Annotated in this window: 10 protein-coding genes and 1 tRNA gene; 1 reads left to right on the forward strand and 10 read right to left on the reverse strand. The window is 32.9% G+C overall.

The window, feature by feature from the left end; translation table 11 throughout:
- From MOV50_RS01440 to rsmH, 8 genes are all read right to left on the reverse strand, one after another.
- On the reverse strand, positions 1-153 hold the full coding sequence (locus tag MOV50_RS01440; protein ID WP_321778675.1) for a hypothetical protein: 153 nt from the start codon (positions 151-153) through the stop codon (positions 1-3).
- Positions 154-312: 159 nt separating this feature from the next.
- Positions 313-5,778, reverse strand: coding sequence for an Ig-like domain-containing protein (locus MOV50_RS01445; protein ID WP_321779689.1), 5,466 nt, complete (start codon positions 5,776-5,778; stop codon positions 313-315).
- Positions 5,779-5,788: 10 nt separating this feature from the next.
- On the reverse strand, positions 5,789-7,381 hold the full coding sequence (locus tag MOV50_RS01450; RefSeq protein ID WP_321777247.1) for an IS1182 family transposase: 1,593 nt from the start codon (positions 7,379-7,381) through the stop codon (positions 5,789-5,791).
- Positions 7,382-7,498: 117 nt separating this feature from the next.
- Positions 7,499-12,838 carry a calcium-binding protein gene (locus tag MOV50_RS01455; RefSeq protein ID WP_321778676.1) on the reverse strand — a complete coding sequence of 1,780 codons (5,340 nt, stop codon included), beginning with the start codon at positions 12,836-12,838 and terminating at the stop codon, positions 7,499-7,501.
- Between the two features lie 823 nt (positions 12,839-13,661).
- Positions 13,662-13,738: transfer RNA gene (locus MOV50_RS01460), tRNA-Ile, on the reverse strand.
- 67 nt (positions 13,739-13,805) lie between these two features.
- On the reverse strand, positions 13,806-16,919 hold the full coding sequence (locus MOV50_RS01465) for an efflux RND transporter permease subunit (RefSeq protein WP_321778677.1): 3,114 nt from the start codon (positions 16,917-16,919) through the stop codon (positions 13,806-13,808).
- 9 nt (positions 16,920-16,928) lie between these two features.
- Positions 16,929-17,207, reverse strand: coding sequence for a hypothetical protein (locus tag MOV50_RS01470; RefSeq protein ID WP_321778678.1), 279 nt, complete (start codon positions 17,205-17,207; stop codon positions 16,929-16,931).
- The gene (gene rsmH / locus MOV50_RS01475; protein ID WP_321778679.1) at positions 17,204-18,130 is read right to left on the reverse strand and encodes a 16S rRNA (cytosine(1402)-N(4))-methyltransferase RsmH; all 927 of its coding nucleotides are present in this window, start codon (positions 18,128-18,130) and stop codon (positions 17,204-17,206) included. Before rsmH ends, MOV50_RS01470 begins: the two co-directional genes overlap by 4 nt.
- Positions 18,131-18,251: 121 nt before the next feature.
- Between rsmH and MOV50_RS01480 the strand changes: the two genes are divergently transcribed.
- Entirely contained in the window at positions 18,252-19,352 is a 1,101-nt protein-coding gene (locus MOV50_RS01480) for a response regulator (protein ID WP_321778680.1), read from the forward strand.
- On the opposite strand, the gene MOV50_RS01485 is transcribed toward MOV50_RS01480, so the two are convergent.
- The gene (locus MOV50_RS01485) at positions 19,349-19,654 is read right to left on the reverse strand and encodes a metal-sulfur cluster assembly factor (protein WP_321779690.1); all 306 of its coding nucleotides are present in this window, start codon (positions 19,652-19,654) and stop codon (positions 19,349-19,351) included. The two genes, MOV50_RS01480 and MOV50_RS01485, sit on opposite strands and share 4 nt — an antisense overlap.
- A gap of 125 nt (positions 19,655-19,779) precedes the next feature.
- A complete protein-coding gene (locus MOV50_RS01490; RefSeq protein ID WP_321778681.1) occupies positions 19,780-20,889 on the reverse strand; it encodes a hypothetical protein in 1,110 nt (369 codons plus the stop codon).
- Between the last annotated feature and the right edge of the window lie 127 nt (positions 20,890-21,016).

Consider the following 21,016-nt stretch of genomic DNA (forward strand, 5'->3'; position numbering starts at 1 on the left):
TTAAGCCACCTCTCTTTTAATTATTTCATTATGTTTAATTTGTGTCACACTACCAACTATCAGCGTGTCATCTAGTTGGTCTTTCTTTCTTGTGATTGTATAAGTTGCTTGTTCCTCAGCAACCAGTATTACTGTTTTTATAATCTTTTTCATTTATCTTACCTCTTTTATATCTATCTTAAAATTCAAACTACTAAGTATTTTTAAATATTTATTAATATTATCTTTTTTAATCTTTTAAGTAAATGATTTCTTATAAAAAAAGGCATATCGTATAAAAATGTGTCTTTTGGTGTGGTTTTGTTGGTTTTTTTAAGTATTCCAAGCACTACTCACTATATTCATAAGGTCTTGGTTGTTCTGAATGTCATTGTTGTTTATATGGTACATTCCATTGTCCTGACCATAAGAGTTTATCTGTTGGATAACTAAGTCTATATCATCATTTGTAAGGTAGTTTCCATCTGAGAGTTCTATTAGTTCTATTTGGTTTCTTGTACTATCTTGGTCTTTAACTTTTATAGTATCATTGTCACCGTATTGGATAAGGAGGTCTCCTCTTTTCATAATAAAGCTAATATCATCTTTAGTGATATCTTCACCAAATACTATTTTATCTATATCATCGCTATATTTTTTAGAGTAGTCAGTTATAGTATCATTACCATCACCTTGATTAAAGATGTAAGTATCACTTCCTTTATAACCATCCAGTTTATCATCTCCCTCTCCGCCTACAAGAGTATCATCACCCTGAGCACCGTAGAGTTTGTCTTTACCTGAACCACCACTTAAGAAGTCATCTCCTTCATATCCATAAAGTCTGTCTTTTCCTCCAAATGCATATATTATGTCATCTAAGCTATCTAAACCTTTAAGAGTATTATTACCATCTGTTCCTTCTAGTACAATCATAGATTTTACATCATCAATTGAAAGTGTTGTATGATCTGCAAACTCTATTTGTTCTATCTTATTTCTATTATCACTTCCAAACCAATATTTAACTTTTATAGAATCACTCTCATTTACTTGAAGAATTAAGTCATATTTATCTCTTGTCATACTTATGTTTTCTAGAGTTATATCTTTACCAAAGATAATTTTATCTACATCTGTGCTATCTTTTTTAGAGTAATCATCTATAGTATCTTGACCATCACCTATATTGAAGTAGTAAGTATCACTTCCTGTTTCACCTTCTAAGATATCATTACCTTCTCCACCAAAGAGAAGGTCATCACCTTTACCGCCATATAGTCTATCATTACCTGTAGCACCGATTAGAGCATCATTACCTCTACCACCAAATAGACGGTCATTACCTGAGTCACCATAGAGATTATCATCACCTCTACCACCAAAGAGATAATCTCTTTCACTTCCACCAACAAGAAGGTCATTACCATCTCTACCTGAGATATAGTCATATCTAGAGTTACCAAAGATTATGTCATCTCCGCTATTACCTCTTATGTAATCACTAGACTCAGTTCCACTGATAAGATTATCTTGTGTATCTCTTACTATAAAGCTACTACACCACCATCCACTTGTTACATCATTTATGACATCTCTTGATAGGTTGATATCTCCTTGTGCCGTTTGAAGAGATTCAACACCTGCTTGTGTATTAATGAAGTAATTCTTTATAGTAATTATTCCTTCATCTATAACAGTGATTTGCAAATCATCTGAGGTTCGAGTAAAGCTGAGAGAATCTTTATTGATATTACTCATTGAGAGAGTATCATTACCGCTTGCTTCATCTATAACTAAATCTCCACCTTTATAGATATAGCCATCTACTGTGAAGTTAAGTATTGAAGTGACACTTCCACCATTTCCATCATCAACTAAGATAGTAGCAGTGTCATTACCGTTAAAAGAAGCATCTGCTTTATAGTGCCAGTTACCGTTTTCATCCACGGTTACTATTCCGTTTTGTGCATCTGTTAATACACTATAGTTTAGAGTATCTCCATCTATATCACTTGCCTCTACTTGTCCATCTATGTTACGGATGTTTTGAAGTGTGAATGATTCGTTTGCATTTAGTACTGTTGGTGCATCGTTAGTACCAACAACTCTAATAACTAAATCTTTAGTATCTGTTGCATCTTTATCATCTGTAACTGTTACAGCAATTGTAATCTCTTGGATTTCATCTTTTGCAAGTGATTGATATGCTTCATCTGCTGGGTTAAAACTGTAGCTTCCATCAATGTTTAATATAAATCCTGCTACTGAATCTGTAATGCTATAAGTAGCTGTTGAATTATCATCTACATCTGTTGATGTGATATTTCCTGTAACTAGGCTTGCATCTTCAGCTGTGTTTATAGCTGTAATATCTGCTATCAGAGGTTTATCATTTGTGCCTGTAATTTCAAATACTATATCTGTTGTTACAGAAGCACTATGCTCATCTGTGATTGTTACTGGGATTGTAACTGTTTCTAGTGCACCATCTGCTAAGTGTTGATATGCTTCATTACTTGCGTCAAAGCTATAGCTTCCATCATCATTTAGTGTAAAGCCTGCAATTGTTGCTGCTGTATAACTAAGTACAGAATTATTATCTACATCATTCGCATTGATTTGACCAGTGATTAATATGCTGTCTTCTAGTAGATTAGTTGTATCTATGCTTTGTACTGTTGGTGCGTCATTTACTGCTTCTATATCAAATGTCAGTGTACTTGTTGTACTTAAGCCATACTGATTTGTAACTTTGATTGTTACTGCATCTGTACCGTTGTAGTCTTGGCTTGGGTTGTAGTTGTATGTGCCATCAGATTCAACACTAAATGCTCCATTTGTTGTTTGGTTTACTACTTCATAAGTAAGTACTCCTCCAACTGGATTAACTACATTAAATATTCCATTTGAACTGTTATCTTCTAGTAATTCATTTGTAGAATCTGAGAGTGTTGGAGTTGATACTTTAGAGTCAAAGTTTAATGTTTTAGTAACACTTCCACCATTGCCATCATCTACTGTAATGATTGCTGTGTCTTCTCCCATATAAGTACCTTCAACATTATATGTCCAAGTGCCATTCTCATCTATGCTAAGAGTTCCGTGTTGTACATCTGTTGATACTGTATAAGTAAGAGTATCTCCATCTTCATCTGTAGCACCAATATCTCCACTTTGCTCTCTTACATCTTGAAGAAGTACATTAGATTCTGCTTCTATTACTATTGGGTCAACATTTGTAACTACTACTTCAAAGTTTAATATTTTAGTAGTTGAAAGTCCATTACCATCATCTATTGTAATTGTTGCACTATCTAAGCCTCTGTATTTATCATTGGTTTTATATGTCCATATACCAAATGTATTTATACTTACTTCCCCATGTTCTGGTGAAGTAGAAACAGTATAGTTTAATGTATCACCATCAATATCTCTAGCTAAGACTATTCCTGTTTGTAAACTCACATCACTTAAAGTGTAAGATGACTCTGCAAATAAAGTTGTAGGGGCATGGTTTGTATTTTTCTCTATAAGTTCAGCGATACTATAACTCTCTCCACTAGAAAATTCAAGATTCTCTATCTCAAATTCTGATTGTTCAAAGTTTGTGATTAAGATGCTGTCTCTATCTTCCTCTGCTAAATCAGAATCATATTCAAATGTAAGAATCATATCATCACCACTCACTCTAAATAATACATCTTTTCTAGATATTCCTTCTCCAAATACGATTGAGTCTACACCATTAGAGTCTATAACAGTGTCTCTACCATCACCTTTTTCATAAATATAGAAATCATCTCCACTCTCACCAACAAGAGTATCGTCTCCACTACCACCATTTATAGTGTCATCACCTTTTCCACCATTTAGTAAGTCATCACCCTCTTGTCCTTTTAGGTAGTCATCTCCATTTTTACCAGATAACGACTCATCCCCAGATGCACCATATAGTACATCATTGTAGTCTGCACCGTTTAGTTCATTTCCTTCATCTAATACTCTTAAAGTCAGTTCACCGTTTTCACGAGCTGATAGTAATTGATTGTATATTGCATCTCTATCTAGAGTTGTTCCATCTGATAACTCGATAGTTTCTATTAAACCACTATCTTTGAACCAGTCTTTAATGCGGATTTGATCATCTAATGAATTTAGTGCTATGTTGTCTTCTGAATGTTCACGAATACCAATGATAAGGTCATCTGTACCTCTATCCCATTTCATAAGAACTTGCTCTGCAACAATCCCAGAACCTAAGATAAGTTTATCTACACCTGCACCGCTTAAATCATTATCATCAATAATATTTTTACCATCACCTAGGTTAAAGCGATATATATCATCATTACCAGATACTGAATCATTGCTGTCATACTTAAACCATACATCTCTTACTGTACCAGTTGTACTGTGTCCATCAAATGTTGTTTCATTAGTTATAATATTTCCGTTCTCTGTAAACTCTTCAAATGTGATACCATTCTCACGACTAAGGTGAATAGCAGTGACTGAACTTAACTGCAAACTAATTAGTTCATCTTTAGTGCTTTTTCCATCTCCATTAGAGTCTTTCCAAAGAAGTAAATCATTAAACTTACTGTCATTTTTATCTATAATATTATCACCATTACTATCATACTGAGCAAGTGCTTCGTAGCCATCTTTTGCTAAAGTTCCGTCTGCTAATTTAGTGAAATCACCAAATAGTTCACTACCATTGCTTATGGCTCCATCATTGTTTATATCCATTGCTAGAATTCCATCACCTGATTCCATCCAAGCTGTATGTTCTCTATCTCCATCTCCATCATAATCGAAATATGCGTTTGAGGTTTCTAATGAAGTTGATGTTGAATCATTGTGGTTTAGGTCTAAGACTAGTGGAGCTGAGAACTCTCCACTATTTGCAGCAGCATCTGCTATTTGGGTAGAAGTCATACTTGAACCATCTCTAAACTTAAAGTTCTCTATTTTATTGTTTGTGTTGTACCAGTTTGTAATTGTGATTCTATCTGTAAGGTCTGCCCATGATGTTACACCCTCTTCTCTAATTCCTACTATCAGGTCATTTCCATTTGAGATTAGAATTAAATCATCTGCACTAATCCCTTCTCCAAACTGAAGTGTGTCATTTCCTGCGTTGTAGCTTGTAGTAGTAGAACGATATGAATCATAATCATGAATCGTATCTACTCCATCTCCTCTGTTAAAGATGTAGGTATCATCTCCTGCTCCGCCTTGGAGTGTGTCGTTTCCTGTTCCACCTTCTAAGATATCGTTGTATGGAGCGTTGGTACCATATGGATTTGTTTCTGAATCTGCAATAATTGTATCATCTCCTGCTCCACCTTTTATGGTGTCTGCTCCTGCGTTGCCATAAAGTGTATCATTTCCTGTACCACCATCTATTATGTCATTTCCGCCACTACCTGTGATTATGTCATTACCAGCTTCTCCTGTCATAACATTATCATTACCTACTCCAGTAATAGTATCATCACCATCTGTTCCATAAAAAACAACATCATTAAATCCATCTTCAGGATAATCAATAAATTTAAAGTTCTCTATTTTATTGTTTGTGTTGTACCAGTTTGTAATTGTGATTCTATCTGTAAGGTCTGCCCATGATGTTACACCCTCTTCTCTAATTCCTACTATCAGGTCATTTCCATTTGAGATTAGAATTAAATCATCTGCACTAATCCCTTCTCCAAACTGAAGTGTGTCATTTCCTGCGTTGTAGCTTGTAGAGACTGTGAAATAACAACAGTTTATTTTACGGTCTCCAATGGGATGATTTTTATCTTAAAATTATAGCTTTTCTACTTTTAAATTTAAGCATAAAGTAAATTCTAAAAAAACAAACTACATATAATAAAGAGTTAGCTATATATTGAGCTATTTCTTCTTTTATGGAACTTATATCTCTATCTTTTAAAGCTATCATCAGTTTTTGAAATAGATTTATACCTATCAAATTTAAAAGTCTTTTAAAGTTATAGCTAAACATGATAAGTGCATTTTCACCTGATACTTTTTCTTTGCCACGAACAAGATAATGATCCCAACCTAAAGTTCTTTTAATTGTTCCAAATGGATGTTCAACTATTGAACCTCTTTTTTTGACTATTACTTTAGATTCTTCAGTTTGCATCTTTTTATTATGTGCTTCTGTTATATACTCATGTTCCCATCTATATATTTGTTTATATGGTGCTTTTGTAGGTATACATTTATCTTTGAGAGGACAAGCTTTACATATTGCACTTGTACCTGTATAAATGAAATTAACTTTATCATTCTTTATTTGTGGTGCAATTCTTTTTTTTAGTTGATAATTATTAGGACATATATAGCAATCATTGTTATCATTGTAAATAAATTCATCTCTTGTAAATTTACCTTTGTCTTTTTGAACTTGTCTCATATTTGCTAAAGGAACAATAGCATTAATATTATCTTCACTACATTTTTTAAATTCTTTAGCACTATAATATCCTGTATCAGCTACTATCTTTAGTTTATCTACTCCTAAATTTTCTTTAGTCTCTTTTGCCATCTTATGCAGTTGTGCTCTATCGCTACCTACTGTTGAAATATCAGTAGCTACTATGAATTTAAATGAATCATCTACAACTATCTGTGAATTATATGCCATAAGGTTATGTGCAGGTTTTTTCATAAGAGAAGCATCTGAATCTGTTTTATTATATTGAGTTTTACCCATCTCTTCTAAAAGTTTTAAGTTTTTAGATAACTCTTCTTGTTGATATTTTAGTTTTCTTAAATCTTTTGGTAGTTTATTAATGATACTTGATGGTTGTTTCTCTTTATCTGCATACTCTAGTGATTTGAGATACTCTTCTATTTCAGTTTCAATTTTAGTTAAATCTTTATCCAGTGTCTTTTTCAATATTAGTTGATTTTTAGAGGCATTCGCTCTTAAAAATGCTCCATCAACAGCTTTTAATCCATCCCCTATTAAATCTATATTTTTACATAAAACTACAAACTCTTTAAATACTTGTTTTAGTGCTTTTGGATTCCTTGCTCTAAACTCTGATATAGTTCTATATGTTGGTTTTAAGTCTTGTGCTAGCCATATTAGTTCTAGGTTTCTTTTACACTCTTTTTCTAATGCTCTTGAACTTCTTATCTTATTTAGATAACCATAAATATATATTTTTAACAGTAGTTTAGGACTATAAGCTTTTTGTCCATCTGCTCTATCACTTTTTCTTGTATTTGAAAACTGCAGTTTAGTTAAGTCTAATAATTCTACATAAGAATCTATTGCTCTTACATTGTTATCTTCATCTACATAATCATCAATACTTGGTGGAAATAATAATTGCTGATTTCTATTTAAACCTTGTTTATATAGTTCACTCATTAGTTGCCTTAAAAGCCTAAATACAGGGCTTTGTTTGGTGTTATTATACTGAAAAATTGATTTTAAATTGCTTGATTGGATGTGTTTATATGAATGAGACTGGAAATAGTAGTTATTTCACAGTCTCGTAGTAGTAGAACGATATGAATCATAATCATGAATCGTATCTACTCCATCTCCTCTGTTAAAGATGTAGGTATCATCTCCTGCTCCGCCTTGGAGTGTGTCGTTTCCTGTTCCACCTTCTAAGATATCGTTGTATGGAGCGTTGGTACCATATGGATTTGTTTCTGAATCTGCAATAATTGTATCATCTCCTGCTCCACCTTTTATGGTGTCTGCTCCTGCGTTGCCATAAAGTGTATCATTTCCTGTACCACCATCTATTATGTCATTTCCGCCATTACCACTGATTGTGTCATTATCTGCACCACCATAAATAATATCATTATTAGCACTTCCTGAAACTGTATCATTACCAGCTCCTGCAGTAATAGTATTATCTCCATAATTAATTCCAGTAATTGAGTCATCACCTTGTGAACCAAGCATAATAATATTCTCTGTACCTAACTCTGTCCCATCTCTAAACTTAAAGTTCTCTATTTTATTGTTTGTGTTGTACCAGTTTGTGATAGTTATCTTGTCTGCTAAATCTGAAAATGCAACACCTTCTTCTTTTATTCCAACTATAAGATTATTACCTTCCGTTGTAAATACTAAGTCTGTTGCACTAATCCCTTCTCCAAACTGAAGTGTGTCATTTCCTGCGTTGTAGCTTGTAGTAGTAGAACGATATGAATCATAATCATGAATCGTATCTACTCCATCTCCTCTGTTAAAGATGTAGGTATCATCTCCTGCTCCGCCTTGGAGTGTGTCGTTTCCTGTTCCACCTTCTAAGATATCGTTGTATGGAGCGTTGGTACCATATGGATTTGTTTCTGAATCTGCAATAATTGTATCATCTCCTGCTCCACCTTTTATGGTGTCTGCTCCTGCGTTGCCGTAGATGGTGTCATCTCCACCATTTCCTTCTATTAGATTATCATTTGAGTTTCCACTTAGTGTATCACCGTCATCACCATCTAGCAGGTAGTTTCCTTTTATCCAGCTATCACTGAAGTTTATTGGTTCAAACGCTTCATCTTTATTGATTTTTAGTTCTTCACCATCACTAAAGATGATTGTCTCTATTCCTCTTTTTTCATTTTTCCAATCTCTTATAACTACATAATCTTTTAACTCATCATAAGTATTGTGTTCACCTTCTATCTTTATGATTAAATCATTTCCGTGTGTTCCAAATGTAACATCAGTTCTATTTATACCACCGCTTAGTTGCAAGGTATCATTTCCTGCTTGTAGTTCTATATCTCCTTGGAAGTAACTATCATTTATTGCAACTGCGTAATCACCTTTATTATAAACATAAGTATCATCACCGGAGCCACCACTCATGATGGCACCAAGTCTACTATAGAGAACTCCAGGCAGTCCCTCTTCTACAAACATCTCTGCTATTTCACTCTTTGACCAGGTAGAGTTATCACTAAACTCAAATGTTTCTATATTATTACTTGATTTAAACCAATCATTTAAAGTTATTTTATCACTATCATTTATCGCTACGATTAGATCTAGCCCATCTCTTCTGGCTGATATATCATCCTTAGTCACTCCTTCTCCAAACCTAAGTACATCACTTCCACCTATATCTGTGATAGTGTCTACTCCATCTCCGATGTTGAAGATATAAGTATCATCTCCAAGTCCACCTTTTAGAGTATCTGCACCTGTACCACCTGTGATAGTGTCATTACCAAGTCCTGCATCTACACTATCTGCTCCATCTCCTGCATCTATGATGTCATGTCCGTTTCCGCTATTTACTATATCATCTCCGCTACCTGCATTTAAAGTGTCATTTCCACCGTTAGAGTTGATAGTATCATTACCTGTTCCACCGTCTATTGTGTCATTACCGCTTCCACTTATAACTATGTCATCACCATCTAAAAGAGTAACATTTACTCCCTCATCTCCAAATATAAGGTAATCATCTGCATTTGTACCTTTTTGGATATCTGCTAGGTTTATTGCTGTGCCATCATTTAGTAGTATATTTTCAACTCTAGTGTTTAGACTTAACCAATTAGTTAAAGTTATTTTATCACTGAGGTCATTGAAGTCTACTCCATCTTCTTTTAGGGCTACTACAAGATCATTACCTTGTGCTTTTATGATAAGGTCTGTTTGAGATAAGCCATCACCAAGTTGTAGAGTATCGTTTCCACTAGTATCTATTACGCTATCTAGTCCATCTCCTCTACCAAACACATATGTATCATTACCACTTGATCCTTCTAGTCTGTCAACTCCACTGCCACCACTTAGAGTATCATCTCCAGCACCAGCTTTTAGTGTGTCATTTCCTGCATCTCCATATAGTGTGTCATTACCAGCTCCACTGTTTAAAGTGTCGTTTCCTTCACCACCATTTATAGTGTCATTTCCTGCATTTGAAGTTATAGAGTCATTTCCGCTTCCAGCATTTATTGTATCTGCTCCGCTTCCTGTGATTACAACATCATCTCCACCAAGTGCATCTACACTTACACCTTCATCGCCAAATGTTAGGTAGTCATTTGCATCTGTAGCACCTTGTATCTCTGTAAAACTTACAGATGAACCATCGCTTAGTTGTATGTTTTCAACTCTGTTGTTTACATTTAACCAATTTTTCACAGTGACTTTATCACTAAGTTCACTAAATGTTTTACCATCTTCTCTTAGGGCTATTATCATATCATTGCCACTTGCAACTGCTATAAGGTCATCTTTACTTATGCCTTCTCCAAATTTCAGAGTGTCATTACCTGCACTTCCATAACGGTAACTATCCGTAATAGTATCTTGTCCATCTCCACGGTTAAAAACATAAGTGTCATTTCCAAGCCCACCTTGAAGATTATCATTACCCTTTCCTCCTGTTAAAGTATCATTACCTCTACCAGCTATAAGAGTATCCGCGTCAAGACCACCAAGTATGTTATCATCACCATCTCCACTGCTGATAACATCATTTCCACTACCACCATCTATAGTATCATCTCCACTACCTGTAGTAATATTATCATCTCCACCTAAAGCATCTAGTGTTATATCAGAGTTACCAAACACTAAAGAATCATTACCCTCTGTAGCTTCTTGCATATCTTCTATTTTTAAGATTGTTCCATCTGAGAGTTGTATATTTTCAACTGCGAAGTTTGAGTGAGTAGCATTTTTTATAGTTATTGAATCATTCTCATTTATAGAAACAACTATATCTGAGCCTACTAGTGTTACCTTGATATCTTCTTTAGTTATTCCATCTCCAAAGATAATTGTATCATTACCTGCATCTTTAGAAGATGAGTTTTTATAACCGTAAGTGTAAGAGTCTATAATTGTATCTTTACCATCTCCTAGATTAAAGATATAAGTATCATTTCCTAAACCACCAACAAGTGTATCTGCTCCAGTTGCTCCAGTTATAGTATCATTACCACTACCTGCATTTACATAGTCATCTCCAGCACCTGCATCTATAGTGTCATCCCCTGCTCCAGAGTTTAAAATATCATTACCTTCTCCACCAGCTATATTATCGGCTCCACTTCCTGTTGTTACGGTGTCATTACCCGCGCCTGCATCTACAGTTACTCCATTATCTCCATATACTAAAACATCATCCCCTGCCGTTGTAGCTTGTATGGAGTCTAGATTTACTATGTCTCCATTAGCTAAAGATATTATTTCTATTTTATTATTGTTATTTGTATAGTTGTTAATAGTTATTTTATCTGTTAGTTCATCAAATGTTTTTCCATCTTCTTTTATAGCTATAATTAGATTTGTACCATCTATTTTTGCTGCTAAATTATCGCTTGTTATTCCATTACCAAATTTTAGAGTATCATTACCTGATGAGTCTAGTATAGTATCAGTTCCATCACCAAGATTAAAGATATAAGTATCATTACCACTTCCACCATAAAGTGTGTCATCTCCTATAGAACCTATAAGAGTATCATTACCGCTTCCTGCGTTGATAGTGTCATTACCTGCTCCTGCATCTATAGTGTCATCACCAGCTAGAGCGCTAACTATATCATCACCACTAAGCATATTTACTGTGTCATTTGAGTTTGTAAGGTCTATGTTGTCATTAGCTTCACTGATAAAGTGAGTGTTTATAATCTCCGAGAAGTTTGGAGTTGCACCATCTGCAAATGTAATATTTTCTATACGGTTATCTGCATCTATCCAGTTAGAGATTGTTACCTTGTTAGTAAGTTCATCAAATGTTTTTCCATCTTCTTTCACTGCGATTATCAGGTCATTACCATCTGATTTTATGATTACCTCATTTAGTGAGATATCACTAAAGTTCAGAGTATCATTACCACCTCTATCTGCTATGGTATCTGCTCCATCTCCTGCTCTATAAATATAAGTATCATTACTAGTAGAACCTATTATCTTATCATCACCTTTACCTGCTAAGATTGTAGAGTTTGAAGAGTTTACTTCTATAACTTCATCTGTATCATTACCAAGTATCAGTGAGTTATTTGAGTAGTTGCCATCAGTGTTATATATATCTACATTAAGAGTATCGTTATATATAGCAGCTACTAAATTTTTAACAAGTGTGTCAGTTATATTTGAAGTTATAGCATCTGCATTAAAGTCTAAGAATGTTTCTTGGAGTGTATTCATCTGAGAAACAAGATATAGTTTTTCTTCTAGTGAGTTATCTGGGTTATTTATATATTCTGATATTTTAGTATTTAGTGAATCTTGGTCTGTTATAACATACTCATCTACTCCTCTTTGGTACTGTGCATCTGAGAGTACATCAGGGTAGAAAGCTTTTAGTGAGAAAAATGCTTTATTACGGTTTGTGAAGTCTGCATATACACTATTTACTACTGCTCCGTTATATCTTCCAGATGCAGCTGTCTCTGAACCTCCTGACATCATAGCTTTTGCTGTAGCTTCTAAACGGTCTTCGATTCCTGCGCTAAACTGACCTGTTCCCATGAAGTGTTCATAAGTCCATACTTTTCTGTCTAGGTCTGAGAGTTTAGGTGTATCACTTAGTTCATATTTCTCTTGTAAGTCTGAAAGCATCTGAGTGTAACCTGACCAGCCATCCATATACTCTTGGAAGTTATTTGCAACTTTAGTGACATCTGCTTTCATTTCTAAAGCTAATGCTCTAAAGTTATCATTTAAGTTATAAGCTACATTTTTATTTTTGGAATTTAAGTTTTTGTTTATAGTATTATTCTTCAGAAAATAATTATTTCTTACAACTATTTCTTTATTTTTAAAAATGGAAATATTATATCTCATCTCTATATTTTCAGTAAACTGTTCAAAGTTCTTTTCCATCATTTTTTTCATTTGTCTTACCTCTTTTTATATCTATCTTAAAATTCAAACTACTAAGTATTTTTAAATATTTATTAATATTATCTTTTTTAATCTTTTAAGTAAATGATTTCTTATAAAAAAAGGCACATCGTATAAAAATGTGTCTTTTAGTGTGGTTTTGTAGTTTTGTTGGTTTTTTAAGTATTCCAAGCGGAGCTAACTATATTCATAAAGTCAGCATTATTTTGAATATCATTGTTGTTGGCTTAATGAAAAATACGGGGAGGTCTAAAAGTACTTAAAAGTATGCTATATTGGTACTAAACAAAGGTTAATTTATAAATGGCTGTACCCCAAGGGCAGGCTTCGCGCTCTTTTTACTTACAAGAATGAGAAAAATATTAAGATTCACAACACTACAAATGCTATAGATGGTAGAGCATTTTCTCCGATGAAAAAGCTACTTAAAATACATAATGGATTTACTAAAAGTTTGAAGTTGAAAATGGTTGATGACTATCTAGTCAGTTATAAGAAAAAATGATTATTTAGACCCCCGTATTTTTCATTAAGCCTTGTTTTTTTATTTATACAATCTTAATTACGAAATATAATAAATAATTTAAGATAGGTGTTTATTGTTTAAAAAAAATTAATACTAAATGTCTGTGTTTAGTTAAGTAACATTATGAAATATGATTAGTTTACATCGTGGTCTTAGTAAAAGTTTGAAGTTGCATTTAGTAGAAAAATAGATGTAAGGTGGTCACCCAAGTGGTTACCTAATGAAAACTTAAACAATAAATTGATTTTTAAAATTCTTTGAAGTATCGGTGTTTATGAGGTTTGTGGGTGGTGGGTCCTATGTGACTCGAACACATGACCACTCCGTTATGAGCGGAGGGCTCTAACCAACTGAGCTAAAGACCCACTATTTCTAAATAAGCAAATGCTTTGTAGGGCGAAATTATAGTCAAAATTTCCTTATGTTTTTCTTTTATATGACTCTGTCTTTTATTTTAAAAACAACTGCGTAAAGTAGTGGTACATAAATCAAGTTAAGAACTGTTGCCCAAGCTATCCCAAAGCCCAGAGAAATTGCCATTGGTTGAAGTATCATAGCTTGTCCAGATGCGAAGAAAATCAGCGTAGAGAGTCCAAGAACTGTTGTTAATGATGTAAGCAAGATAGGTCTTAGTCTTGTGCCAGCTTTTTTCATCAACTCTTCTGTGTCTTTTGCATCTTTTATAAAGTTAACAACTATCAGCCCGTCATTAACAACAACACCAGCAAGACCTACTATTCCTATCATTCCAGGCATAGTAATATTTATACCCATTACCATATGACCGAAATATACGCCAAGCAAAACCAAGGGAATTGTACTTATCACAATCAAAGGTTTTTTTATAGAGTCAAAAAGCCAAACTAAAGTTATAAAAATAAGAAATATTGCAATAACCGCTGATTGCATCATCTCTCTTTTATTTTTAGCATTTTCTTGTTCTTCACCTTTTATGTCTATCTTATAACCTTCACTTTTAAGTTTATCAAATGCGGGGGATAGCTTTTTCATAGCTTCTGCAGAAGTTATAATCTTTTTATTTAAAGTTGCTAAAACTGTTCTTATTCTAACTCCATCTTCTTTTTTAAGTGCTACAAAACCTTGTATCATTATAAAATCACAAACATCACTTAAAGCTACAAATCTATTACTTGATGGAACTTGAACTTCGATTCTATCTATAGATTCAATTTTTTTATTTATGCCACTCTCTATTCTTATACGAACAAGACCTTCATCATTAAACATTTTTGCATATTCACCTTTTAAGTAATATGATCTCAGTTCATTAGATATAAGTTCTTCATTGAAGCCCAATTGCTGTCCATATTCATTTACACGGAGTTTTAACTCTTTTTCCCCTGGGTTAGCATCGTCTGAAACATTACTTACTCCTTCTATCGCTTCTAGTGCACCTCTTAAGTACTTCACTCCTTGTAAAATATCCTCTTCACTTTTTCCACTAAGACTTATCTCAATATCAGATGCCACAACACCTGCCCCTGGAACTTTAACAACAAGTTCTTCATAAACCAAGTTTTTATTTTCTTTTAAAACTCTAAATGGTTCTATAAGTTTCTCTATTTCTGTTGCTATTTTTTCTGCATCATTAAGCCTGCTTAATACACTCGCATCATACTCTATGGATAAATAAGGACTTATATATGTATCAAATAAATTAGTGGGTGCTCTCTCTTTTAAATCTATGAAAATATGAAAAAGATTATCCCCTGTTTCTACCATATTTTTAGCATCCATCTTAAAGCCAATTACAGAAGTTATGGAAGAAAAATCATTTTCATTAGTATTTGCAAGAAGTACTTTTTCCAAAACAGTTACTATTTTTTCTGTATCTTCAAGTTCACTATTTATATTCACTTTTCCATAAACATATATTTGAGTATTATCAAAATCAGGGAAAAGTTGAAATTTTGAGTTTTTGATTAAGACAAAGGTCAAAAGGAGTATTGTTGTTACCATTACTATGAGAGATACCCATTTACGCTTAAACACAAAATGCAGAGCTTTACTATGTATTGAACCTAGCTTTTTCCAAATTCTTTTAGTAAAACTGTCATCATGTGAAACTTTTAAAAAGTCATGTGCGTGAAGTGGTAAAAAATAGAATGCTTCAAATAAAGATGAGAGTAAAAGTACAGTTATCATAATAGGAATGATTTTTATAAACATTCCCATCTCCCCTGTTAGTAGTAGCATCGGTAAAAAGGCAAAAACTGTTGTAAGAGTAGCAGTTAAAACGGCAGGAAACATTTCAGATGCACCAACTATGGCCGCCTCTCTTTTCTCCATACCCTCTTCTAGATGCCTGTAAATATTTTCAGCGACCACAATCGCCTCATCTACCAACATACCAAGAGCTATTAAAGCACCAAGCAAAGAGAGCATATTTAAACTATCACCCATTAACTCTGTAACGATTAAACCTATCATAAAACTAACAGGAATACCGATAGCTACAACCATAGCAATTCCACGATTTATGAAAATCAACATTGCAATAAATACAAGCATAAGACCAAAGCTTATATTTGCAAAAACAGTATTTAAACGGTTTTTAATCCAAATCGAAGTATCTGTGTAAATCTCATACTTTACCATTTCATCTTTAACGGAATACTTTTTTAACAACTCTCGTATCTGTTTTACAAGAGCAATAGCATTACCATCTTTAGATTTTGTAACATTAATAGAAACATTTCTTGCTCCGTTATAGTGCGATAACTCAGATTCATCACTTAGTTTGAACTCAACATCTGCTATATCACCAACACGAACTCTAACATCACCAACACTTATGATAGTACTTTCTATGGCATGTTTTGATTTTTCTCCATTAAAAGTAGATATGTATAGATGCTTACCCTTTTCTTTAATGGTTCCTATAGGAAATATTGAACTTATGTTTCTTAATGATGCAACAGCTTGAGATGGTTTTAAACCAAATGCCATAAGTTTTTGCTCATTTAAAGTTATAACAACTTCATCATCAGCATCTCCACGAATTGTTATGTCGCTAAGGTCTTTAAATCTACTTAAATCACTCTTTAAGTCTTCGGCTAAGAGAAGTAACTCTTTTTTGCTTTTATTTCCCGCTAAGGCTATTAAAACAAGCGGAAAACTGTGTAGTTTTATCTTGGCAATTGGTTCAGCCATATCTGCGGGTAAATCTTTTCTAACTCCATTAACTATATCTTTTACATCACTTAAAACTGTTGTATTATCTGAGCCACTCTTTATATCACTTACTATTGAAAAAAAGCCATTTTTTATAGTTGTTTTTATACTATCTAACTCATCAATATTTTGAAGGTCATCTTCTATGTTTTTTACGACCATCTTATCAAGAATATCAGCGGATGTTCCAGCATAACCACCGCTAATAGTTATTTTATCCATATTCATAGGAGGGAAAATTTCTTTTGGTATATTTATATAAGCAAAAATAGAAAGTAACATTATAAATGTTAAAAGTATATGGTTTAAAAGTGGTTTATCAATGGCAAATTCTAAAAAGCGACGAATCATTATTAACCTTTAAAAAAGTGTATCTAGTATTTGGTTTTTATATCTTATGGACTCAACAGATGTATTTATGAGTTTATTTTCTTCTATCAAAGTATCATACTCACTTTTTAGCTTATAAATATCTCTACTTTTAAAGTAGATTCTTTGTTGAATATATATTTTTGGAAAAAGGGCAAGACTTACAAAACTCATCATTAACAAAATAAAAACAAGATATCCAAAATCAACTCTTTTTTTCGCATTTAAAACTAAATCAACTTCTTCTAAGAGTTCATTCTTCTCACTCATTTTTTACCCATTTTAAAAATCCGTAACTTTGCACTTCTACTTCTAACATTATTTTTAAGTTCATCTTCTTGTGCTGTTAAAGGTTTTTTTGTTAAAATTTTTCCAAGAGCGTTATCTTTAGAACAACTGCATCGCATAGCTTCTGCTGGACAGATGCAGTTCTTACTCCACCTAGTATATGTTTGTTTAACTATTCTGTCTTCTAAAGAATGAAAAGAGATTATCGCTATGACCGCATCAGTAAAACTAGCTTCTTCTAAACTCTGTAAAAGAGATTTCAACTCTCCTAACTCATCATTTACTTCTATACGAATTGCTTGCATTAAAAGTGTAGCAGGATGTATTTTTTTACCTCGTGGCAGTAGATGCAAAGTTGCATCGCTTAGTTCTTTTGCACAAGTAAACGGTCTAGCATCTACGATTGCCGAAGCTATTTTTTTGCAGTTTCTAAGTTCTCCATACTCCAATAGTACCTTTTGTAATTCTTTAAATGAGTATTCATTTACAACATTTAAAGCACTCAAAGGAGCATCGATATCCATTCTCATATCAAGTGTTTTACTATCAAAAGAAAAACCTCTATCTTTTTCATCAAGTTGAAGAGAAGACACACCAATATCAGCTAAAATACCTCTAATATTTTGGATTCCCACTTCTTTTATGATTTCTTTTATGACTAATGAGAAACGACCTTTTCTTATGCTTACTCTATCTCCAAAAGATTTTAGTCGTTTTTGTGAAAAATCTATAGCTGTTTGGTCTTGGTCTATTGCTATTAGTTTTATATTTGGATTTGCTTCAAGTATCATTGAAGAATGTCCACCATAACCCATGGTACAATCTATTATTACACCATCTTGTATAGATTCAAAAGTAGTAATTATTTCTCTATATAAAACTGGAATATGTGGAATATTTTGCAAAAATACCTCTAATTTATTTTTAAGTAATTATACAGTATTTTTATTAATTCACTTCCTATTTAAAGGAAAAAAAAGATATAGTATCAATTATAAATTATTAAAAATGTCAAGGGAATAAAGAATGTTGGAAACTTACTTCAATGAAATAATTGCAACTATCGCAATTTTACTAATAACAGTTATATATATAATCATTAAAAAATCACAACAAAAGAAAAAGCAACAAGTTGAAATTATAGAAGATTATTTTATTGTAGATGATTTTAATATGCAAAGTGCAGATGCTAATGAAGAAGAAGTCAATGAAGAAATGCAAGAGATTCAAGACTCTCTCGATGGAGAAGAAGAAGGAAGCTTTGAAGAGCAAAATAAAGAAGAATTTTTAGATGAACCAGAAGTTATAGATGCTAAAAAGGACACTTCATCAAATACACTAAACAGAGAAAAAAGAGCTGTTCGAAATATTGGCAAAATTACTAAAGAAAATTTCAAAGAGTTTGCAGGTCAAAGAATTTTAGTCGCTGAAGATAATATAATAAATCAAAAAGTAATTACAGGACTTTTTGCTGACTCTGGAATAGAGATCACCATAGCTGATGATGGACAATTTGCACTTGATATTTTAGAAAAAGACTCCAATTATAACTTTATCTTAATGGATGTACATATGCCTAGGGTAAGTGGTTTTGAAGCGAGTAAAAAAATAAGAAAAGATTCAAAATACAACCATATCATAATTATATCTCTAAGTGGAGATGTAGCAACAGATGATATAAGAAAAATGACAGATGCTGGAATGGAAGAGCACCTAGAAAAACCATTGAGAATTGAAGCACTTTACAAAATACTATATACTTATACAAAAGACTCTTCAAAGCAAACAAAAATGCAAGAACTTGATACACAAAGTGGTTTAAATATTTGCGGTGAAGATAAAGATTTTTACTTTGAAATTTTAAATGAATTTATTAATACTTATGCAAAATCCACAGAAAAACTTCAAACTCTTTTAAACAATAAAAAGATGAATGAAGCAGATAAATATTTACTAGATTTAAGTGGTATAACTGCAAATATTGGAGCAAATAATATTAGTAAAATAGTCCTAGATTTAAAACTAGCTATAACTACTCCAAAAGATGGAAGATATGTTGAACTATTTAAAAATTATGTTCAATCTCTTAATATTCTTTTACAAGAAATTGAAACATATAAGTCTTAGGCTCCACCACCTAGAGCTTTTTTTACATTATCATCAGCCATTGTAATATTCCATACTGGCTCCCAAACAACTTCTACAACAACCTCATTAATATTTGCCATTTTTTCAACAGATTCTTTTACCCACTGTTGTATCATTTGATGCATAGGACAAGCTTTTGTAGAGAGAGTCATCGTTACATTTGCATTTCCCTCATCATCACACTGGGCATCATATATAAGTCCCATCTCAACAAGGTTAAACCCAACCTCTGGATCAATTACTGTTGAGATAGCTAAAAATAATTCTTCTTTTGAATACATCATATTTTTTTGTTCCTTCATCTTTTTTATACGGCATCGGAAGTATACCCTCAAGGGGCACCTCGATTCCGATACCTACGCTAACGCTTTATTTTCTTCGGCAGAAAGCCCAAAACACTAGTGCTTTACTTATAGTTTATCATATAGAAAACATTTCTAACAAGTGCCATTGCACCAACGACTAAAAATGAAGCACCTGCTTTAATTAGTGTATCATCTTTCATTAAAATTGCTAAGGTTATTATAGTTACTCCGATAGCACAAAAGACAAACTGTGCATGAGAGCTTCTTTTTGGTAACATATCTGCTAACATTGGTACTTTTTGCTTTCCAACAAGAGGAGAAAAACGCTCAAACCAAACAAGGAATGGAACTATTTTATATATATGTCCAGTAATTGCAAAACCAAAAAAACCAAAGAACAAAAGCCAAGCACTAGCAAGTAACAAAACTTCATGTGACAAGAATAGATATGCAACACCAAAAATTAAAGACACTATCATAGAAAAATAAGCATACATAAGTGACATCACATAAATATCTATCTCTTTTCTTGCCCTTGTTTTAAAAATAGTGTAAGCTAAATAAAAGTAAATAAGCATAGATGCTACTGCCAGAGTATATGCAATATATTCTATTATGATATATTCTAAAAAAGATGAAACTACAACCAGTATAACTGAAACACTCATCAAAGTGATAGATATATGGAGAGGTTTCATTGAAAAGCCATGAGATAGCCCAAACATTGGTAACAAGACAACAGATAGTCCCATAAGGGTTATAGTTATGTAGCCACCAATTACCAAATAAACATGAGAACGAAGTAAAGCTATAATATCAATTTCTATGCTTCCAGAATAACCAAGAGCCATGACAAGACCAAAAATGATACCAAAAAATAAAAATGTATTTGAGATTAAAATACTACTCATAACTACATTTAACTCTTTTACTTTTCTCGTTGTTGCAAATATTTCCATGACAAATATCATCATTGATATCAAAACAACTGTTCCACCATAAGGCAAAAGCGCAGGAAAGGCTATAAATCCTAAAACCATCAAAATAACACCGATGCCAAGAAGAGGCCATATCGCATAAAAAAGTTCAATTGCCGCGTGACCAACTTCAAGAACAACAGGTACCAACTGCGCCATAGCTCCAAAAATAACCATAATTATAAAACCTAGTAAATACAGATGTACTAAACTTAAAACTTTTGTATCTAACATAAAAAGATTATCTGATGAAAAAGAAAATATATACAAAGAAGTTAATAAATAAAATAGACTCCCCAGAATAAAAAATGGGGAGATAAGTTTAAATGGAGGTGCAAAATCTTGCGAAATAGAGAACATT

The sequence above is a fragment of the Sulfurimonas sp. genome (genome assembly GCF_029027585.1).
In the GTDB taxonomy this organism is placed as follows: Bacteria; Campylobacterota; Campylobacteria; order Campylobacterales; family Sulfurimonadaceae; genus Sulfurimonas.

Bases quoted from the DNA above. Each gene is read 5' to 3' on its own strand.
- MOV50_RS01440 (WP_321778675.1), bottom strand. From the start codon at position 153: ATGAAAAAGATTATAAAAACAGTAATACTGGTTGCTGAGGAACAAGCA.
- MOV50_RS01450 (WP_321777247.1), bottom strand. From the start codon at position 7,381: ATGAGTGAACTATATAAACAAGGTTTAAATAGAAATCAGCAATTATTA.
- MOV50_RS01455 (WP_321778676.1), bottom strand. From the start codon at position 12,838: ATGAAAAAAATGATGGAAAAGAACTTTGAACAGTTTACTGAAAATATA.
- MOV50_RS01465 (WP_321778677.1), bottom strand. From the start codon at position 16,919: ATGATTCGTCGCTTTTTAGAATTTGCCATTGATAAACCACTTTTAAAC.
- MOV50_RS01470 (WP_321778678.1), bottom strand. From the start codon at position 17,207: ATGAGTGAGAAGAATGAACTCTTAGAAGAAGTTGATTTAGTTTTAAAT.
- MOV50_RS01480 (WP_321778680.1), top strand. From the start codon at position 18,252: ATGTTGGAAACTTACTTCAATGAAATAATTGCAACTATCGCAATTTTA.
- MOV50_RS01485 (WP_321779690.1), bottom strand. From the start codon at position 19,654: ATGTATTCAAAAGAAGAATTATTTTTAGCTATCTCAACAGTAATTGAT.
- MOV50_RS01490 (WP_321778681.1), bottom strand. From the start codon at position 20,889: ATGTTAGATACAAAAGTTTTAAGTTTAGTACATCTGTATTTACTAGGT.